Genomic DNA, 18,858 nt, shown 5'->3' on the forward strand with positions numbered 1-18,858 from the left:
AGAGCGTGTGACGAGAAGAGCGTGTGACGCAGAGGGCGGGGGCACCGGCGCCTTCCGAGCGGGACTCAGTCCTCCGTCGTCTTCGACGCGGGCGCCTTCTTGGCGGCCGTCTTGGCGGTCGTCTTCTTCGCCGTGCTCCGGGCGGCGGTCTTCTTGGCCGCCGTCGTCTTCGCGGCGGCCGTCTTCTTGGCCGCCGTCGCCTTCTTGGCCGGGGCCTTCTTCGCGGCCGTCTTCTTCGTGGCCGTCTTCTTCGTGGTCTTCTTCGCCGTCTTCTTGGCGGGACCCTTGGCGCGCTTCTCGGCCAGCAGTTCGTAGCCCCGCTCGGGCGTGATCTCCTCGACGCTGTCGCCCGAGCGCAGGGTCGCGTTGGTCTCGCCGTCGGTGACGTACGGGCCGAAGCGGCCGTCCTTGACCACGACGGGCTTCTCGCTGACCGGGTCGGTGCCCAGCTCCTTCAGCGGCGGCTTGGCCGCGGCCCGGCCACGCTGCTTGGGCTGGGCGTAGATCGCCAGCGCCTCCTCCAGCGTGATGTCGAAGAGCTGCTCCTCGGTCTGGAGGGACCGCGAGTCCGTGCCCTTCTTCAGGTACGGGCCGTAGCGGCCGTTCTGCGCGGTGATCTCGACGCCCTCCGCGTCGGTGCCGACGACGCGCGGCAGCGACATGAGCCTGAGGGCGTCGTCGAGGGTCACCGTGTCCAGGCTCATCGACTTGAAGAGCGAGGCGGTGCGCGGCTTCACGGCGTTCTTGCCGGTCTTCGGGGTGCCCTCGGGGAGCACCTCGGTGACGTACGGGCCGTAGCGGCCGTCCTTGGCGACGATGGTGTGGCCGGTGGCCGGGTCGGTGCCCAGCTCGAAGTCGCCGCTCGGCTTGGCGAGCAGTTCCTCGGCCAGCTCCACGGACAGCTCGTCCGGGGCCAGGTCCTCGGGGACGTCGGCGCGCTGGTGGTTCTCGGAGTCCTTCTCGCCGCGCTCGACGTAGGGGCCGTAGCGGCCTACGCGGAGCTTGATGTCGTTGCCGACGGGGAAGGACGAGACCTCGCGGGCGTCGATCGCGCCGAGGTCGGTCACGAGTTCCTTGAGGCCGCCGAGGTGGTCGCCGTCGCCGTTGCCCGCGTCGGCCGCGGCGCCGCCGCCGGCGCCGTCGCCCGCGCCGAAGTAGAAGCGGCGCAGCCACGGCACGGACTGGGCCTCGCCGCGGGCGATGGCGTCGAGGTCGTCCTCCATCTTGGCGGTGAAGTCGTAGTCGACGAGCCGCCCGAAGTGCTTCTCCAGGAGGTTGACCACGGCGAAGGAGAGGAAGGACGGGACGAGTGCCGTGCCCTTCTTGAAGACGTAGCCGCGGTCCAGGATGGTGCCGATGATCGACGCGTACGTCGACGGGCGGCCGATCTCGCGCTCTTCCAGCTCCTTGACCAGCGACGCCTCGGTGTAGCGCGCCGGGGGCTTGGTGGCGTGGCCGTCGACCGTGATCTCCTCGGCCGTCAGCGCGTCGCCCTCGGCGACCTGCGGCAGGCGGCGCTCGCGGTCGTCCAGCTCGGCGTTGGGGTCGTCGGCACCCTCGACGTAGGCCTTGAGGAAGCCGTGGAAGGTGATGGTCTTGCCGGAGGCGCTGAACTCGACGTCCCGGCCGTCGGAGGCGGCGCCGCCGATCTTCACGGTGACGCTGTTGCCGGTCGCGTCCTTCATCTGGGAGGCGACGGTCCGCTTCCAGATCAGCTCGTACAGCTTGAACTGGTCGCCGGTCAGGCCGGTCTCGGCGGGCGTGCGGAAGCGGTCGCCGGAGGGGCGGATCGCCTCGTGCGCCTCCTGCGCGTTCTTGACCTTGCCGGCGTACGTGCGCGGCTGCGGCGGCAGGTAGTCGGCGCCGTACAGCTGCGTCACCTGGGCGCGGGCGGCGGAGACCGCCGTGTCGCTCAGGGTCGTGGAGTCCGTACGCATGTAGGTGATGTAGCCGTTCTCGTACAGCTTCTGGGCGATCTGCATGGTCGCCTTCGCGCCGAAGCCGAGCTTCCTCGAAGCTTCCTGCTGCAGCGTCGTCGTACGGAACGGGGCGTACGGCGAGCGGCGGTACGGCTTGGACTCGACGGAGCGGACGGCGAAGCGGGTGTGCTCCAGCGCGGCGGCGAGCGCTCGGGCGTTCGCCTCGTCGAGGTGGAGGGTGTTCGCGCTCTTGAGCTGCCCCAGGGAGTCGAAGTCGCGGCCCTGCGCGACACGCCGGCCGTCGACCGTCTGGAGGCGGGCGACCAGCGAGGACGGGTCGGAGGCGTCTCCCGCGCGGCCGGTCGCGAAAGTGCCGGTGAGGTCCCAGTACTCGGCGGAGCGGAACGCGATGCGCTCGCGCTCCCGCTCGACCACGAGCCGGGTGGCGACGGACTGGACGCGGCCGGCCGACAGGCGCGGCATGACCTTCTTCCACAGGACCGGCGAGACCTCGTAGCCGTAGAGACGGTCGAGGATGCGGCGGGTCTCCTGGGCGTCGACGAGCTTCTGGTTCAGCTCGCGCGGGTTGGCGACGGCGGCGCGGATCGCGTCCTTGGTGATCTCGTGGAACACCATGCGCTTGACCGGGATCTTCGGCTTGAGGACTTCCTGGAGGTGCCAGGCGATGGCCTCTCCCTCGCGGTCCTCATCGGTGGCGAGGAAGAGCTCGTCGGACTCCTTCAGCAGGTCCTTGAGCTTCTTGACCTGGGACTTCTTGTCCGCGTTGACCACGTAGACGGGCTGGAAGTCGTGTTCGACGTCCACACCGAGGCGACGGACCTCACCGGTGTACTTCTCCGGCACCTCCGCCGCGCCGCTGGGAAGGTCGCGAATGTGCCCGACGCTCGCCTCGACGACGTAGCCAGGGCCGAGATAGCCCTTGATCGTCTTCGCCTTGGCAGGCGACTCGACGATGACGAGTCGGCGGCCGCCCTTCGCGGTCTCGCTGGTCGGGGACAACTTCGCTCTTCTCTCCGGTCGACGCTGGGCCTCCCCAGGGCGTGGTCCCGGGGTCGGGTCGTTCTGTGTTTCGATCGTGACGCTGCGGAGTGTGACGGTACCTCCCGCCCCCGTGTCAAACGGGAAAAGCCCGCAACGGCCACTCGAACGGTAACCCGACGAACCCTGTTCCTGCCGCCCGGAGTGCTCACCTGCTCCGACCCGGGTATCCGGAGCGCGACCCCCCGGTTACCGGGTGGGCGTCCCGGCCGGGACCGGCGACCGGCGTCTCACACCCGTGTCAGGAACCATGCACCGAGGCCGAGCGCGAGCACCGCGGCGACGCTCGCGACGGTCGCCGATGCGACGGGGCTCACACCGAGCGCGACGGGCCGGCCGTGCCGCACCCGTGCCGTGGTCCACACCAGCAGACCGGCCCCGAACAGGGCGAACACCAATCCCGCGAAGATCGCCGGCCCGCTCTCCATGGTCCCCGTTCCCCTTTTCTCCAGCCCGCGCCTGTGCAGCCTCCGGGAGGCTGTCACGCACGGACGGCGGGCAGGCGAACCCGAGGTGAACGGGGAGCCGACGAGGCGGCGGCCGGGGTGCCGGGGGTGTCGTGGCCGTGCCTGCCAACCCGCTACCCCGCTCCCCCCGTACACCGGTGGGCCGGGCGCGCCGGACGGCCTCGTCGGACGGCCTCGTCAGGCGGCCTCGTCAGGCGGCCTCCGGAGAGAAGACCGCCTACGAGAAGACCGCCTGAGAGAAGACCGCCTGAGAGAAGGCCGCCGGCACGGAAATGGGGGCTCGCACCCACGCCCGGGGGCGGGCCGCGCTACGCCGGTTCGAGGAAGCCCTGCTCCACCAGGAGGCGGATCTGCGCGGGCGTGCGGTCGCGCAGGGCCACCGGGTCCTCGCCGACCAGTTGGGCGATGGCGTCCAGGATGCGGCCGGCGCTCATCGTGCCGTCGCAGACGCCCGCGAACCCGGCGCCGACCGTGTCGACCCGGGTGGCCCGGCGCATGCCGCGGTTCTGGCGCAGGACGACGTGCTCCGGGTCCTCGGCTCCGGGCAGCCCCACCTGTTCCTGGACCACCTCGCCGGCCAGCGTGAAACGGGCCTCCAGGAGCGCCGCGTCGTCGTGGGCGCGCAGGTAGTCGACGCGGTCGAAGTGGGCGCGCACGGTCTCGCCGAGCGGCTGCTCGACCGGGTGCGGCCACTCCTCGGCGACGACCGAGGGCTCGGCGGCCCCGGTCCGGCGCAGCGTGATCCAGCCGAAGCCGACGGCCTTGACCTTGCGGGCCTCGAACTCGTCCAGCCACGCGTCGTACCGCGCCTGGTAGTCGGCCGGGTCACCGCGGTGGTCGCCCGCGTCCCGCAGCCACAACTCGGCGTACTGGGTGACGTCCTGCACCTCGCGCTGCACGATCCAGGCGTCGCAGCCGCGCGGCACCCAGGAGCGCAGCCGGTCCGTCCACTCCTCCCCCTCCACGTGCTGCCAGTTGGCGAGGAAGTGCGCGAACCCGCCCTCGTTCAGGCGCTCCCCCGTCTGCTGAACGAGCGAGCGGCACAGATCGTCCCCGCCCATCCCGCCGTCGCGGTAGGTGAGCCGGGCGCCCGGTGAGATCACGAACGGCGGGTTGGAGACGACGAGGTCGTACGTCTCGTCGTCGGCGACCGGTTCGTACAGGGAGCCCTCGCGCAGGTCGGCGGCCGGGGCCCCGGACAGGGCGAGGGTGAGCGCGGTGATGTGCAGCGCGCGCGGGTTGACGTCGGTGGCGGTCACGCGCGTGGCGTGCGCGGCGGCGTGCAGCGCCTGGATGCCGGAGCCGGTGCCGAGGTCGAGGGCGGCGGAGACGGGCGTGCGGACGGTGAGGCCCGCCAGGGTCGTGGAGGCGCCGCCGACGCCGAGGACGACGCCCTCGGCGTGGTTGCCGATGCCGCCCGCTCCGCCGACCGCGCAGCCCAGGTCCGAGACGATGAACCAGTCCTCGTCACCGGGCCCGCCGTAGGGCCGTACGTCCACGGTGGCGGCCACCTCGTCGTCGCCGGCGCGCTCGAGCCATCCGCTCTCCAGGCAGTCCTCGACGGCCAGTACGTCCGCCACGCGCGCGCGGGGGACGGGCTGCTGCAGCAGGAACAGCCGGACGAGCAGTTCGAGCGGCGTGTCGCCGCGGGTGGCCCGGAGCGCGGGCACGGTCTCGCTGCGGGACAGCGCCGCGTAGGCGGGGGCGCCGAGCAGCTCCAGCAGTCCGTCGGCGGTGAAGGACGCCCCGAGCAGGGCGTCCCGCAGCCGGGCGGTGACGTCGGGGCGGTCGGCGGAGGGCAGGGGGGACAGGCTGGCGTTACTCACACCCCCATTGTGGCCCGGCGGCCCCCGCCCCGCCCCGTGTCCCGCGCGGACGCCGTCCCGGTCAGCCCTGGGCGGCGGACGGCGCCGCCGAAGCCGACTTGCAGCTCGGCTGCTTGGCCATCGCCTTGCCGACGTCGCCCTCCTCCAGCGTCTTCAGCGCGTCGCTGCCGCTCTTGCTGAGCTTGTTCAGCTCGGTGGCGATGTCCTTGAGGCCGTCGGCGAACTTGGCCTGGTCCTTGGTGTTCAGCTCCTCCACCTGCTTGCGCAGGGAGGCGTACGAGGAGGAGAGGCCGTTCAGCTCGGTGACCGCGTCCTTCTGCTTCTTCTCGCCGTCCTCGACGTCCGGGGGGCCGGCCTTCTGCACGGTGGCGCCCATCGCCTTGTAGGCGTCGGACATGTCCTGGAACGCCTTCGCGTCGGTCTTCTGGACCTCGGCCGGCGTGCTGCTGTCCGAGGTCTCCTTCTGGATCGCCGCGTTGGCCGCCTCGATCTTCTTGGCCTGCGGCTGCACGCCCTCGCAGACCTCCTTGGCCCAGGAGTCCAGCTTCTCGTTGTCGTCGCTGCCGCCGCATCCCGTCAGCGCCAGTACCAGTACCGCACCGCCGGACAGTGCGACCGCGAGCTTCTTGTTCACCGGATCGGTCCCTTCCATGGCTCTCGGCCCCGGAACATACACGCCGGATGGGGGACATCCACCGGACGAACATCCGTTATGACGGGGTTGAAGCCATTTGCACCAAGACAGAAAGGGAGAGAAGGCTCACGCATGCGGGGCGCACGCGCGCGAAACGGGCGGCCGGCACGTCAACACGCGCCTTCCGCCCGCCCTTTGCCCCCGCCCGTGACCGTGCCCTACGACGACCCCGGGGCGGCCTCCTACGAAACCGCCGCCGGACCCGCCGACTTGGGCCGCGCACCGGTGTCGTCCTCGTCGCCCATGGCGATTCCGCGCCGCTTCGACACGTAGACCGCCACCGCGATGACGACGAACGCGACGACCGCGATCAGCACCCGTACGCCGACGCTCTTGTCGGCGCCGTAGGAGAACTTGATGACCGCGGGAGCGATGAGCAGCGCCACCAGGTTCATGACCTTCAGCAGCGGGTTGATGGCCGGTCCGGCGGTGTCCTTGAAGGGGTCGCCGACCGTGTCGCCGATGACGGTCGCGGCGTGCGCCTCGCTGCCCTTGCCGCCGTGGTGGCCATCCTCGACGAGTTTCTTGGCGTTGTCCCAGGAACCGCCGGAGTTGGCGAGGAACACCGCCATCAGCGTGCCCGCGCCGATCGCGCCCGCCAGGAACGCGCCGAGCGCGCCCACCCCGAGGGTGAATCCGATGAAGATGGGCGCCATCACGGCGAGCAGTCCGGGCGTGGCGAGTTCCCGCAGGGCGTCCCTGGTGCAGATGTCGACGACCTTGCCGTACTCGGGCTTCTCGGTGTGGTCCATGATCCCGGGCCGTTCCCGGAACTGCCGCCGCACCTCGAAGACCACGGCGCCCGCCGACCGGGACACCGCGTTGATCGCCAGCCCCGAGAAGAGGAAGACGACCGCCGCGCCCGCGATGAGCCCGACGAGGTTGTTGGGCTGGGAGATGTCCATCATCAGGTTCATCGGCGCGCCCGCACCGCTGAGCTTCTCGCCGACGTCCGCCGCACCGGTGGTGATGGCATCGCGGTACGACCCGAAGAGGGCCGCGGCGGCGAGTACGGCGGTGGCGATGGCGATGCCCTTGGTGATGGCCTTGGTGGTGTTGCCCACGGCGTCCAGGTCGGTGAGGACCTGCGCGCCGGCGCCCTCGACGTCGCCGGACATCTCGGCGATGCCCTGCGCGTTGTCGGAGACCGGCCCGAAGGTGTCCATGGCCACGATGACGCCAACCGTGGTGAGCAGTCCGGTGCCGGCCAGCGCCACCGCGAACAGCGCCAGCATGATCGACGTACCGCCGAGCAGGAAGGCCCCGTAGACGCCGAGGCCGATCAGCAGCGCGGTGTAGACGGCCGATTCGAGGCCGAGCGAGATTCCGGCGAGGACGACGGTGGCGGGACCGGTGAGCGAGGTCTTGCCGATGTCCTTGACGGGGCGCCGGGTGGTCTCGGTGAAGTAGCCGGTGAGCTGCTGGATCAGGGCGGCGAGCACGATGCCGATCGCCACCGCGACCAGTGCGAGGACCCGCGGGTCGCCGCTCTTGCCCGCGATCGCGGCGTCGGTGACGCCGTCCAGGCCGGCGTAGCTGCCGGGCAGGTAGACGAACACGGCGACCGCCACCAGCACCAGCGAGATCACCGCGGAGACGAAGAAGCCCCGGTTGATCGCGCTCATGCCGCTGCGGTCGGAGCGCCGGGGTGCCACCGCGAAGATGCCGATCATCGCCGTGAGCACACCGATCGCCGGGACCAGGAGCGGGAAGGCCAGCCCGGAGTCGCCGAAGGCCACCTTGCCGAGGATCAGCGCGGCCACCAGGGTGACGGCGTAGGACTCGAAGAGGTCGGCGGCCATGCCCGCGCAGTCGCCGACGTTGTCGCCCACGTTGTCGGCGATGGTGGCGGCATTGCGCGGATCGTCCTCCGGGATGCCCTGCTCGACCTTGCCGACCAGGTCGGCGCCGACGTCGGCGGCCTTGGTGAAGATGCCGCCGCCGACCCGCATGAACATCGCGATCAGCGCCGCACCGAGACCGAAGCCCTCCAGGACCTTCGGCGCGTCGGCCGCGTACACCAGCACCACGCAGCAGGCGCCCAGCAGGCCGAGCCCCACCGTGAACATCCCGACGACGCCGCCCGTGCGAAACGCGATCTTCGTCGCCTTGTGCGCGACGAGAGTGAGGTCCTTTTCCGGTTCGCCGGGCGCCGGTGTCGCTTCCCGCGCCGCGGCGGCGACGCGCACATTGCTGCGCACGGCCAGCCACATGCCGATATAGCCGGTGGCCGCAGAGAAAGCAGCGCCGATCAGAAAGAAGATCGAACGTCCGGCACGTTGATTCCAGTCGCCCGCGGGCAGCAGCATGAGCAGGAAGAACACGACGACGGCGAATACGCCGAGTGTGCGCAACTGCCGGGCCAGGTATGCCTTCGCGCCTTCCTGGACGGCCGCCGCGATCTTCTTCATGCTGTCGGTTCCCTCGCCCGCCGCGAGCACCTGGCGCACCAGGACACCCGCGAGCACCAGCGCGGCCAGCGCGACCACCGCGATGACGGCGACCAGGACGCGGTTCCCGTCCGTGAGCACGGCGGCCGCCAGGGGGGAGGGATCGCCCAACGCGTGGGGGCCCAACTGCTGAGGGGTGGAAAGCTCCGCCATTCGTCCTCCTTGACGCTTGGGCTGAGCTCAAGATGTGGACGGGATTGTAGGTACCGGAACCCGATCAAAACAGTGCACGACAAAAGGAATTGGCCTGTCAACCACAGGGGAGCCGGAAACACTGGAAGTAGTAATGCCCTTCCGGCATTAATTTCGCGCCCCGTTTGTTTGATCAATTCCCCGCACGCGGGCCGCGTGATTGATCGTGAATGTATTCTCTTGACGCCCGCACGGCACCAATGTATGGCCGCACATGACAAAGGGCCCCACCGAGTGGGGCCCTCCGGGTGACACGGGAACGACGCGGACGATCAGATCGGCGGCAGCACCGCCGGCGCGGTGGGCCAGGTCATCCGGATGAGCCCGCCGTCCTCGCCCGCCGAGACCTCCACGTCGTCGACGAGTCCGCTGATGACCGCGAGGCCCATCTCGTCCTCCTCGGCCTCCAGCTCGTCGACGGCGCCCCCCGGGGCCTTCACCCCGGGGACCGCGTGCGGCGCCTCGTCGCCGACCTCGATGGAGAACTGCTTCTCCTCCTCGATCAGCGACACCTTCACCGGCGCCGTGATGCCGACGTGCTGATGCAGGCCCACAGCCCGGGTACACGCCTCGCCGACGGCGAGCCTGACCTCGTCGAGGACGGCCTCGTCCACTCCGGCCCTGCGCGCCACCGCGGCCGCCACCAGACGGGCGGTGCGGACGTGCTCGGGCAGCGCGCTGAAGCGGAGTTCGACGGTGGCCATGCATCCCCCTCGACTACGGGCGTGCTTTCGAGGGTCCGGGCGCCGAGCCCGGGCCCCCTCGTTCTACTTGCCGTCCCGGACCCCAGGGGCCCGGGACCGGTCGTCAGTCGGTGGCCGCCACCGCTTCCTCGACCGAGGTGTGAATGGGGAACACCTTGGTGAGGCCGGTGATACGGAAGATCTTGAGAATGCGCTCCTGGTTGCAGACCAGCCGCAGCGAGCCCTCATGGGCACGCACCCGCTTCAGTCCACCGACCAGCACGCCGAGCCCTGTGGAGTCGAGGAAGTCCACGCCCTCCATGTCGACGACGAGATGGAAACTCCCGTCGTTCACGAGCTCGACCAACTGCTCACGCAGCTTGGGCGCGGTGTATACGTCAATTTCGCCACCGACCTCGACGACCGTACGATCGCCGACGGTACGGGTCGACAGGGACAGGTCCACGGATCCTCCAGCACCTTGCTATCGAGCGGTCGTCCCTCGGGACACCTCGGCTTGAAGCCCCCAGGACGGTTCGCCAGCCGCGATGGCATTCAATCACTTACCGGCAGGCGTGCACGACGCCTTGGTCCCATTGTCCGTCACGCCAGTGACAGACTCGGTGCCGATGGCCAAGAATCACCGACCCGATCGATCCCCGGCGGAGCCCGGCTCCCGGCCGGAACCGGGCATGCTCCTGGACCGGCTCGCCTCGGGACCGAGCCGGGCTGCGCGCATCACTCATACGGAGCACCTGCCCCCGCGTGCGGGCCGTCATGCCGTCTGGCCGGACCGGATTCGGCCGGAGGTCCTCGCCGCGGTGCGGACCGCGGGCATCGAACACCCCTGGGCCCACCAGGCACGCGTGGCCGAGCACGCCCTCGACGGCGATTCGGTGGTCGTCGCCACGGGCACCGCGTCCGGCAAGTCCCTGGCCTATCTGGTGCCGGTCCTGTCGGCCCTCGTGGACGGCTCCGAGGCCCCGAACGGCCGCGGCGCCACCGCCCTCTACCTGGCCCCCACCAAGGCGCTGGCGGCCGACCAGTGCCGGTCCGTGAAGGAACTTTCACAACCCCTGGGCACATCCGTCCGAACGGCGGTCTACGACGGCGACACGCCGTTCGAGGAACGCGAGTGGATCCGGCAGTACGGCACGTACGTCCTCACCAACCCGGACATGCTGCACCGCGGCATCCTGCCCTCCCACCCCCGCTGGTCCTCCTTCCTGAAGGCGCTGAAGTACGTCGTCATCGACGAGTGCCACACCTACCGCGGCGTCTTCGGCTCCCACGTCGCCCAGGTCCTGCGCAGACTGCGCAGACTCTGCGCCCGCTACGGCGCGTCGCCCGTGTTCCTGCTCGCCTCCGCCACCGCCGCCGAGCCCGCGGTGGCGGCGTGCCGGCTCACCGGACTGCCGGTGGTCGAGGTCGCCGACGACGCCTCACCGCGCGGGGAACTGGTGTTCGCCCTGTGGGAGCCGCCGCTGACCGAGCTGGAGGGCGAGAAGGGCGCACCGGTCCGCCGCACGGCCACCGCCGAGGCCGCCGACCTGCTCACCGACCTCACCGTGCAGGGCATGCGTTCGATCACCTTCGTACGCTCCCGGCGTGGCGCGGAACTGATCTCGGTGATCGCCCAGGAACGCCTGGCCGAGGTCGACCGCTCACTGGTCCGGCGTGTCGCGGCGTACCGCGGCGGTTACCTCCCCGAGGAGCGCCGCGCCCTGGAACGCGCCCTGCACTCCGGCGACCTCCTCGGCCTCGCCGCGACGAACGCCCTGGAGCTCGGCCTCGACATCTCCGGCCTGGACGCCGTGGTGATCGCCGGCTACCCGGGCACCCGGGCCTCGCTGTGGCAGCAGGCGGGCCGGGCGGGCCGCTCCGGACAGGGGGCGCTGGCCGTACTGGTCGCCCGTGACGACCCGCTGGACACCTTCCTCGTCCACCATCCGGAGGCGCTGTTCGACCAGCCGGTGGAGTCCACGGTCCTCGACCCCGACAACCCGTACGTCCTCGCCCCCCACCTGTGCGCGGCGGCGGCCGAACTGCCGCTGACCGAGGAGGACCTGAAGCTCTTCGGCCCCGCCTGCGAGGAACTGCTGCCCCAGCTCGAGGCCGCGAAGCTGCTGCGCCGGCGGACCCGGGCCTGGCACTGGACGCGCCGTGAGCGGGCCGCCGACCTCACGGACATCCGCGGCGAGGGCGGACGCCCCGTCCAGGTCGTCGAGGCCGGTACGGGGCGGCTGCTGGGCACGGTGGACGCCGGTGCCGCCCACACGACCGTCCACGAGGGCGCCGTCCACCTCCACCAGGGGCGTACCTACCTCGTGCGCTCCCTGGACCTGGAGGACGGTGTCGCGCTGGTCGAGCAGGCCACGCCCGCCTACTCGACGGTGGCCCGGGACACGACGGCGATCTCGGTCCTGGAGACCGACATCGAGGTCCCCTGGGGCGAGGGGCGGCTGTGCTACGGCTCCGTCGAGGTCACCAACCAAGTGGTCTCCTTCCTGCGCCGCCGCCTGATCACCGGCGAGGTCCTGGGCGAGACCAAGCTCGACCTGCCTCCCCGGACGCTGCGCACGCGCGCGGTGTGGTGGACGGTCACCGAGGACCAACTGGACGCGGCCCGGATCAACCCGGAGATCCTCGGCGGGGCGCTGCACGCCGCCGAACACGCCTCGATCGGCATGCTGCCCCTGTTCGCGACCTGCGACCGCTGGGACATCGGCGGCGTGTCGGTCCCGCTGCACCCGGACACACTGCTGCCCACGGTCTTCGTGTACGACGGCCACCCCGGCGGCGCGGGGTTCGCCGAGCGCGCCTTCCACACGGCCCGCGACTGGCTGGCGGCCACCCGGGAGGCCATCGCCTCCTGCGAGTGCGACGCCGGGTGCCCGTCCTGCATCCAGTCCCCCAAGTGCGGCAACGGCAACGATCCGCTGCACAAGCGGGGAGCGGTGCGGCTCCTCACGGTGCTGCTCCGGGGGGCGGCGGAGGCGGAGTAGCGGCCGGGCCCGCCCTGGCCCGGATCTCCGCCGCGAACGGCCCTCTGCCCGACGCCGCCGTCACGTCCGAGACCTGCCCGGTGAGCGCGCACCGCACCAGCCGCGTCCCCTGGGCCCGCGCGATCCGGTCCGCCCTGTCGCACGCCGCCGTGCCGCCCTCGGCCCAGTGGTCCGCCGCCGCGAGCGCCGCCAGGTCGGCACCGCCGGCCGCTCGATGCCGGGCCACGACGGCCTGCCCCAGGGCGAGCACGACGCCGAACACCAGACACAGGACGGCAATGGCGGCAACGCTCCACACGGTCGCCGAGCCCCGGTCGGGCGCGGTCCTCACGGCGTCGCGCGTCACGGCGTTTCTCCTCGTGACGTTGCCCCCGGCTGCGGCTGCGTTACGCCTCACGACTGCGCCCCCGCCGGTGCCGGTGCCGGTGCCACCGTCTCCTCCGCGGAAGCCACGGCCTCCTCGCGTACCTCGAAGGGCAGCCCGTGCAGTACCGGTGGGGCGGCCACCACGACCACCCGGACCAGACCCGCCTCCCGGCTGACCGTGATCCGGGCCCCACGGGGTGCCGCCTCGCGGGCGACCTCCATGACCGCGTCGACCGGGTCCTGCCGGGCCGCCGCGCGGGCACCCGTGCGGGCCGCGTCCACGCACTGGATCTGAGCGGCCAGCACGAGCAGCCCCCACACCAGTGCCATCGCGAACACCACCAGCACGGGGAGCACCACGGCCGTCTCCGCCGTCACGAAGCCGCCGTCCGGTCCGCTGCCCGGCTTCCCGCCGTCCGGCCCACAGCCCGACCCGTTGACCGGCCCACAGCCCGACCCGCCGTCCGGCCTGCCGTGCGACCCGTCGACCGGCCTGCCGTGCGCCCTGCTGCGCCGTTCGCCGGGCGGGACGCCCTCGGTCTCGCCGCGCGGCCCGCCGGGCCCACTCCGCCCGCGGGTGTCCCGTACTCGCGCCTCCGTCGGCCTTCCCCGCTCACATCCGCGCATCGAGTGCCCGCTTCACGATGCCCTGGAGCTCCGCGCTGACCGCGCCGCTCGTCACGACCTTGTAGAGGACCACGGCGAAGGCCACCGCCGCCACGATTCCCATCGCGTACTCGGACGTGACCATGCCCGCGTCCCGTCGCGCGGCCCGCCGCCCGAGCGCCGTTCCCAACCCTCGGACCAAGGAACTCAGACGTGCCCGTACTACCTGATACATCGCAAACCCCCATGAGGCTCGTTTCTTCTGCCCACTTGCTCTTCTGCTCACCTGCTCGTCCGGCGCGTGTCTTCCGGACGTCCATGTGCCGGCCCCGACACCGGTACGTCCTGACCCGTCAACCACCGCCGCCCCCGTGCCCCAGCACCCCTCCCGCCAGCCCGATGACCACCGGCAGCACGCCCACCGCGATGAACGCCGGGAGAAAACAGAGCCCCACCGGCGCGGTCACCATGACGGCGGCTCGGCGGGCCCGAGCCGTGGTGGTGCGGGCCCAGTCGGCGCGGGCCTGGGCGGCCAGCCGTGCGGCCGGGGCCGCCGCGGGCAGGCCGGACACCTCGGCCCGCTCCAGCAGCCGCGCGAGGGGTGACGCTCCCGGGACGGCGGCCAGTCCCCGCCAGGCGCCCTCCGGTTCACCACCCAGACGCACCTCCGCGGCACCGCGCCCCAGCGCGTCTCCGACCGGACCTCCCAGCGCCTCGCCGACCGCCCGTGCGGCCGTGACCGGTCCGGCGCCCGCCGCGATGCAGGCCGCCAGCAGGTCCGCCGCCAAGGGCAGTTGACGGGCGGCAGCCGCGGCGGCGGCCTCCCGCGCCGGGGCTCCGGCGGCCGAGCGACGGACGCTCCAACGCCACAGTGCTCCGGCGCCCACCACCCCCACGACAAGCCCTTCCACACCACCGACCAGGGCCCAGCCCGCGCCCACCGTGCCGGCCAGGGGCAACCAGGGGCGGACTGCGCCCAGCAGCTCGGTGTGCCTCGCGGCTCGGTGACCCGGTTCGGGCGCCAGCAGGCCGGTGGCCCGTCTGCGCAGCGCCCGTTCCCGTCGCACGGCTGCGAGGCCCCGCACCAGCCAGCCGACGGCCAGTGCCGTCCCCAGCACTGCCCCCGCCCCGGGGACGAGGCCGCCGTTCACGACGCAGCCTCCGCTCCGCGCACGATCCGCGTCACCCACCAGACGCCCAGGCTCTCCAGCACGCCGCCGGCCAGCAGGCAGCCCAGTCCGGCTCCGGTGTGCAGCAGCACGCGCAGGGGATCGGACCCGAGGGCAACGCCGAGCAACAGGCCGAGGACCGGGAGACCGGCGAGCATCACGGCCGTGGCCCGAGCGCCCGCCAACTGGGCCCGCAGGTCGCTGCGCTGGTCCCGGTCCGCGCGCAGCGCGGCCTCCAGCCGGTCGAGACCGGCGGCGAGCCCCGCGCCCTGGTCGACCGCGACCCGCCAGCAGGCCGCCAGCCCCCGCAACCCCTCGGCACCGGGCTGCCCGGCAGCCGCCGCGAGCGCCCCGGGGACGTCCCCGCCGAACCGCGCCGCCGCCAGCACCGCCGCCTGCGCGTCGCCGAGCCCGCCGGAGTCGTGCACCGCGGGATCGTGCACCGCGTACAGCAGCGCCTCGCCCGGTTGCCTCCCCGACCGCACTTCCCCGGCGAGCGTTCCGCAGAGCGCGATCACCGCGTCCTGTCTGCGCTCCCTGGCCCGCCGCGCCCGGCCGGCCAGGCGCACCCGCCGCAGCACCGGCACTCCGGCCGCCCCGGCGACGACCGGCAGCACCGAGTCACCCAGGAGCGCCAGCACCAGCCCGGCGGCCAGTGATGCCCACTCGGGGCTCAGCCGGCCGCGGACACGCCGCACTCCGTCGGTCACCCACCGCGCCGGGGACGGCGGCCCGGTGTCGCCCACTCCGCCGACCCCACCGGCCTCACCGACCCCACCGGCCCCGCCAGTTCCATCCACTCGGCCGACCCGGCCCTCGGCGAGCACCAGTCGCGCCCGCCGTACCCCGGAGTGCCACCCGCCGGCCAGCCACGCGGCCGCTCCCAGGCAGACCAGTGCCACACCCGTCGACACCTCACCCGTCCCGGTCATGCCCGCTCCCGTCATGTCCGCCTGCGTCATGTCCGCCTCCGTCATGTCCGCCTGCGTCACGCTCGTCGTCCCGGCGCCTCCTGCCCGACGGCCGGCTGTTCCCCAGCCCCGCACCGCGCAGCAGCTCCCGCAGCCGCTGCCAGCCGCGTTCGGCCACGAAGGACTCCGCTCCCCAGCGCAGCGCCGGTACCGTCCGCACCAGCCCGGTCGGGTCCCGTTCCAGCACGTGCACCTCGGCGATCCGACGGCGGCCCGCACGGTCACGGACCAGGTGGAGGACGACCGAGAGGGCCGCCGCCAGTTGGCTGTGCAGGGCCGCGCGGTCCAGTCCCGCGGCCGTGCCGAGCGCCTCCAGCCGGGCCGGGACGTCGGCGGCGGCGTTGGCGTGCACGGTCCCGCACCCGCTGTGCCCCGTGTTCAGCGCAGCGAGCAGATGGGCCACTTCGGGTCCGCGCACCTCGCCCACGACCAGCCGGTCCGGGCGCATGCGCAGTGCCTGCCGGACCAGGTCCTCCAGGGTGACCAGGCCCGCACCCTCCTGATTGGCCGGCCGGGTCTCCAGCCGGACGACGTGCGCATGGTCGGGCCGCAGCTCCGCCGAGTCCTCGGCCAGCACGATGCGCTCGTCCGGTCCGACGAGCCCGAGCAGGGCGCTGAGCAGCGTCGTCTTGCCGCTGCCCGTTCCCCCGCTGACGAGGAAGGACAGCCGGGCCCGCACCAGGGCGCGCAGCACGCGGTCGCCGCCGGGCGGCACGGTGCCCGCCGTCGCCAACTCGTCGAGCGTGAAGGCGCGCGGCCGCACCACCCGCAGCGAGAGGCAGGTGCAGTCGACGGCAACGGGCGGCAGAACCGCGTGCAGCCGGGTGCCGTCGGGCAGCCTGGCGTCCACCCAGGGCCGGGCGTCGTCGAGCCGGCGCCCGGCGACGGTGGCGAGGCGCTGCGCGAGCCGCCGTACCGCGGCCGCGTCCGGGAAGGCGACCGGAGTCAGCTCCAGCCCACCGCCGCGGTCCACCCACACCCGGTCCGGGGCGGACACCAGCACGTCCGTCACCGACGGATCGGCGAGCAGCGGCTCGAGGGGCCCGCTGCCGACGAGTTCCGACCTGAGCTGTTCGGCGGCACCGAGGATCTCGGCATCCCCGAGGACCCTCCCCTGCTCCCGCAGGGCCTGCGCCACACGCGCGGGTGTCGGCTCCGCACCGCTCTCGGCGAGCCGGCGCCGCACCCCGTCGAGCATCCCGGGCGCGGCGAACACACCCGGCGCGGCGCCCGGACCGCTCCGCGACATGGTCGTAGCCGCCGCGGGCGGCACGGAAACTCGCCCCGGCCCCCTCACCCGTCCGGAGGCCGTCCCCGGAATTCGAGCGGACGCCGGTCCCGCCGACACCCCGGGGACGCGCTGCACAGCCCCGCCCGCCGGCACTCCCCGGGGCTGCCGGGAAGCCCAGCCCGGTACCGTCCGGGCAGTCGGCCCGCCGTGTGCCCCCGGCGTCGACAGCCCACCGGACGCCCCGGGGTATCCCCGGCCCGTGTCCGCCTCCGCGGCGGTCCTCGCGGACGTCCAGGACGTCCCGCCCCGCACCCCCGCAACCCTCATGTCCACTGCGACCTGCCTCCCACCTCTCGCGACCACCCCGGTCATCTCCCTCATGCGGCGCCACTCCCGCCCCATCCCTCCGCGTCGGCCAGGGCCCGATCCCAGAAGCCCCGGCAGAAGCGCGCCAGCGGACCCCGGGAGGGCGTGCCCGGGGGCCGTCTGCTCTCCGTGGCGCGCAACAGCCCGGATTCGACCGGCACTTCACCAACGAGGGGGAGGCCCAGCAGCCGGGCCACCTCGCGGTCGTCGAGTCCGGAGGCGTACGGTCCGCGCACGGCGACCCGGAGGTCGCGCAGGACCATGCCGACCGCGGCAGCCACCCGCCCCGCCGCGGCGACGGCCCGCAGTTCCGCGGGGACGACGAGGATGCCGACGTCGAGCTGGGCGAGGATCTCGGCGACACCGTCGTCGATCCGGCGGGGCAGGTCCACGACGACCGTGCCGCCCCTGCGCCGGGCCGCGGCGAGCACCGCGCGTACGGCCTGCGGCGGTACCGCGACGCAGTCCCCCCGGTCCCAGCTCAGCACCCGCAACGAGTGCAGCTCGGGCAGCGACTCCTCCAGTGCGCCGCCACCGAGCCGCCCGCGGGAGGCCGCGAACGCGGGCCATCTCAGCCCGTCGGCCGTCTCCCCACCGAGGAGGACGTCGAGGCCGCCGCCCATCGGATCGGCGTCCACCAGCAGACTGCGCAGCCCCTCCCGCGCGGAGGTGACGGCCAGGGCGCAGGCCAGTGTGGACGCCCCGGCGCCGCCCCGGCCGCCGATCACGCCGACGGTGAGGGCCGGGCGGCCGACGCCCTCGGCGACGTCCGCGATGCGGTCGACCAGCCACTGTTCGCCGTCGGGCAGCATCAGGACGTGGTCGGCGCCGATCTCGACCGCCCGCTGCCAGACGCCCGAGTCGTCCTGGTCACGCCCGACCAGGACCACTCCGCGTCTCCGGACGGCTCCGCGGACACGCCGCGCCGCGTCGTCTCCGACGAGGACCAGGGGCGCGGCCTCCCAGCCGGTCGGCCGTGCCGGGCCCGGCGGGGGCGGGTTCGCCGCGGAAGCCGTCGCCGTGGACGCGGACGGCGTCGAAGGCGGCAACTCTGGTACCGAGTGGTGCACCTCCGGTGTGGCGCCCGCGGCCGCACACAGGCGCAGCAGGTCGTCGAGGAGGTCCGGGTCCTCGGTGACGATCAAGGGCCCGCTCTGCCGTCCTCCGGAGGCGGGCGGCGGGTCGTGCGTGATGGTTCCGGTCATGGTGGGACTCCCCCTTCGGCTTCGACGCGGCTCCCGCAGTGGCACCGGCGCTCGCGGTGTCTCGCGGCGCACCCGGTGCCGCCGTATGCCGCCGTGTGTCGCAGGCCGCGTGTCGCGGTGTCGTGTCTCGTGGCGCCGTGTCTCGTGGCGCTGTGTCTCGTGTCGCTGTGTCTCGTGGCGCTGTGTCTCGTGGCGCCGTGTCTGGTGTCGTGTCTCGTGGTGTCCGTGGCGTTCGCCGTCTCTCGCGCAGCCGTACGGCCCCGCGATTCGCTGCCGCGCGAGGAACCGGAAACCGGTCCGCACGAGCGGCCGTCATCACACGTCCGGCAAACAGATCCGGCCGGAGAACTCGGCGCGGCCCGAACGCATGGGAATCACGATGCAGCGGACCGGAAAATCGTGTGGATCTTGGTCAAAATCTGTGGACAACTCGATGGCTGTGAATACCGACTCACTCGAACCGGTGAGCCACGCCCCTCCCCGCTCCACCCCGCGTGCGAGTTCCGCAGAGCAGTCCGGTGACTACGCTCAGTATCCAACCGGCCCCACGCCAAAGTCCGGGCCCCGCGTGCAACGGCACGGGGCCCGGATCAGGGGAAGAACGAAGAAACCCACCCGGACATGCGACGACCCCCGCCGGGGGGAGAGC

15 protein-coding genes are annotated in these 18,858 nt (G+C 72.8%); 1 reads left to right on the forward strand and 14 read right to left on the reverse strand.

All coding sequences use genetic code 11. The annotated features are described in order from the left end of the window. Positions 1 to 65: 65 nt before the first annotated feature. The 7 genes from topA to bldG all read right to left on the reverse strand — a co-directional run bounded on the left by topA (position 66) and on the right by bldG (position 9,756). Positions 66 to 2,939 (reverse strand): type I DNA topoisomerase, encoded by a 2,874-nt coding sequence (gene topA / locus IG88_RS0117985; protein WP_031041790.1) that lies wholly within the window; start codon positions 2,937 to 2,939, stop codon positions 66 to 68. 269 nt (positions 2,940 to 3,208) lie between these two features. Beyond that, a complete protein-coding gene (locus IG88_RS0117990) occupies positions 3,209 to 3,406 on the reverse strand; it encodes a hypothetical protein (protein WP_031041792.1) in 198 nt (65 codons plus the stop codon). Positions 3,407 to 3,753: 347 nt separating this feature from the next. Beyond that, positions 3,754 to 5,271, reverse strand: a complete 1,518-nt coding sequence (locus IG88_RS0117995) for a DUF7059 domain-containing protein (protein WP_031041794.1) — start codon at positions 5,269 to 5,271, stop codon at positions 3,754 to 3,756. 61 nt (positions 5,272 to 5,332) lie between these two features. Next, complete coding sequence (locus tag IG88_RS0118000; protein ID WP_031041797.1) at positions 5,333 to 5,923, reverse strand: hypothetical protein; 591 nt, start codon at positions 5,921 to 5,923, stop codon at positions 5,333 to 5,335. Between the two features lie 224 nt (positions 5,924 to 6,147). After that, positions 6,148 to 8,568: a sodium-translocating pyrophosphatase gene (locus tag IG88_RS0118005; protein WP_031041801.1), complete on the reverse strand. Its 2,421-nt coding sequence runs from the start codon at positions 8,566 to 8,568 to the stop codon at positions 6,148 to 6,150. A gap of 311 nt (positions 8,569 to 8,879) precedes the next feature. Then, complete coding sequence (locus tag IG88_RS0118010) at positions 8,880 to 9,311, reverse strand: ATP-binding protein (protein ID WP_031041802.1); 432 nt, start codon at positions 9,309 to 9,311, stop codon at positions 8,880 to 8,882. 103 nt (positions 9,312 to 9,414) lie between these two features. Beyond that, positions 9,415 to 9,756, reverse strand: coding sequence for an anti-sigma factor antagonist BldG (gene bldG / locus IG88_RS0118015; protein WP_003975386.1), 342 nt, complete (start codon positions 9,754 to 9,756; stop codon positions 9,415 to 9,417). 82 nt (positions 9,757 to 9,838) lie between these two features. Here bldG and IG88_RS0118020 point away from each other — a divergent pair, with 82 nt between their 5' ends. Next, complete coding sequence (locus IG88_RS0118020; RefSeq protein WP_037836116.1) at positions 9,839 to 12,295, forward strand: DEAD/DEAH box helicase; 2,457 nt, start codon at positions 9,839 to 9,841, stop codon at positions 12,293 to 12,295. Here IG88_RS0118020 and IG88_RS0118025 read toward each other — a convergent pair. From IG88_RS0118025 to ssd, 7 genes are all read right to left on the reverse strand, one after another. Further along, entirely contained in the window at positions 12,258 to 12,641 is a 384-nt protein-coding gene (locus IG88_RS0118025) for an Rv3654c family TadE-like protein (protein ID WP_031041806.1), read from the reverse strand. The two genes, IG88_RS0118020 and IG88_RS0118025, sit on opposite strands and share 38 nt — an antisense overlap. Before the next feature lie 47 nt (positions 12,642 to 12,688). Further along, positions 12,689 to 13,039, reverse strand: a complete 351-nt coding sequence (locus tag IG88_RS0118030; protein WP_031041808.1) for a TadE family type IV pilus minor pilin — start codon at positions 13,037 to 13,039, stop codon at positions 12,689 to 12,691. A gap of 235 nt (positions 13,040 to 13,274) precedes the next feature. Then, positions 13,275 to 13,502, reverse strand: coding sequence for a DUF4244 domain-containing protein (locus IG88_RS40650; RefSeq protein WP_031041810.1), 228 nt, complete (start codon positions 13,500 to 13,502; stop codon positions 13,275 to 13,277). A 118-nt stretch (positions 13,503 to 13,620) separates the two neighbouring features. Further along, positions 13,621 to 14,418, reverse strand: a complete 798-nt coding sequence (locus tag IG88_RS0118040; RefSeq protein WP_031041812.1) for a type II secretion system F family protein — start codon at positions 14,416 to 14,418, stop codon at positions 13,621 to 13,623. Then, the gene (locus IG88_RS0118045) at positions 14,415 to 15,368 is read right to left on the reverse strand and encodes a type II secretion system F family protein (RefSeq protein WP_031041815.1); all 954 of its coding nucleotides are present in this window, start codon (positions 15,366 to 15,368) and stop codon (positions 14,415 to 14,417) included. Before IG88_RS0118045 ends, IG88_RS0118040 begins: the two co-directional genes overlap by 4 nt. Next, positions 15,352 to 16,656 carry a TadA family conjugal transfer-associated ATPase gene (locus tag IG88_RS0118050; RefSeq protein ID WP_078861526.1) on the reverse strand — a complete coding sequence of 435 codons (1,305 nt, stop codon included), beginning with the start codon at positions 16,654 to 16,656 and terminating at the stop codon, positions 15,352 to 15,354. Before IG88_RS0118050 ends, IG88_RS0118045 begins: the two co-directional genes overlap by 17 nt. A gap of 359 nt (positions 16,657 to 17,015) precedes the next feature. Next, a complete protein-coding gene (ssd, locus tag IG88_RS0118055; protein ID WP_031041826.1) occupies positions 17,016 to 18,209 on the reverse strand; it encodes a septum site-determining protein Ssd in 1,194 nt (397 codons plus the stop codon). Positions 18,210 to 18,858: the final 649 nt, after the last annotated feature.

The organism is Streptomyces sp. NRRL F-5650, from assembly GCF_000721365.1.
Classification (GTDB): domain Bacteria; phylum Actinomycetota; class Actinomycetes; order Streptomycetales; family Streptomycetaceae; genus Streptomyces; species Streptomyces ardesiacus.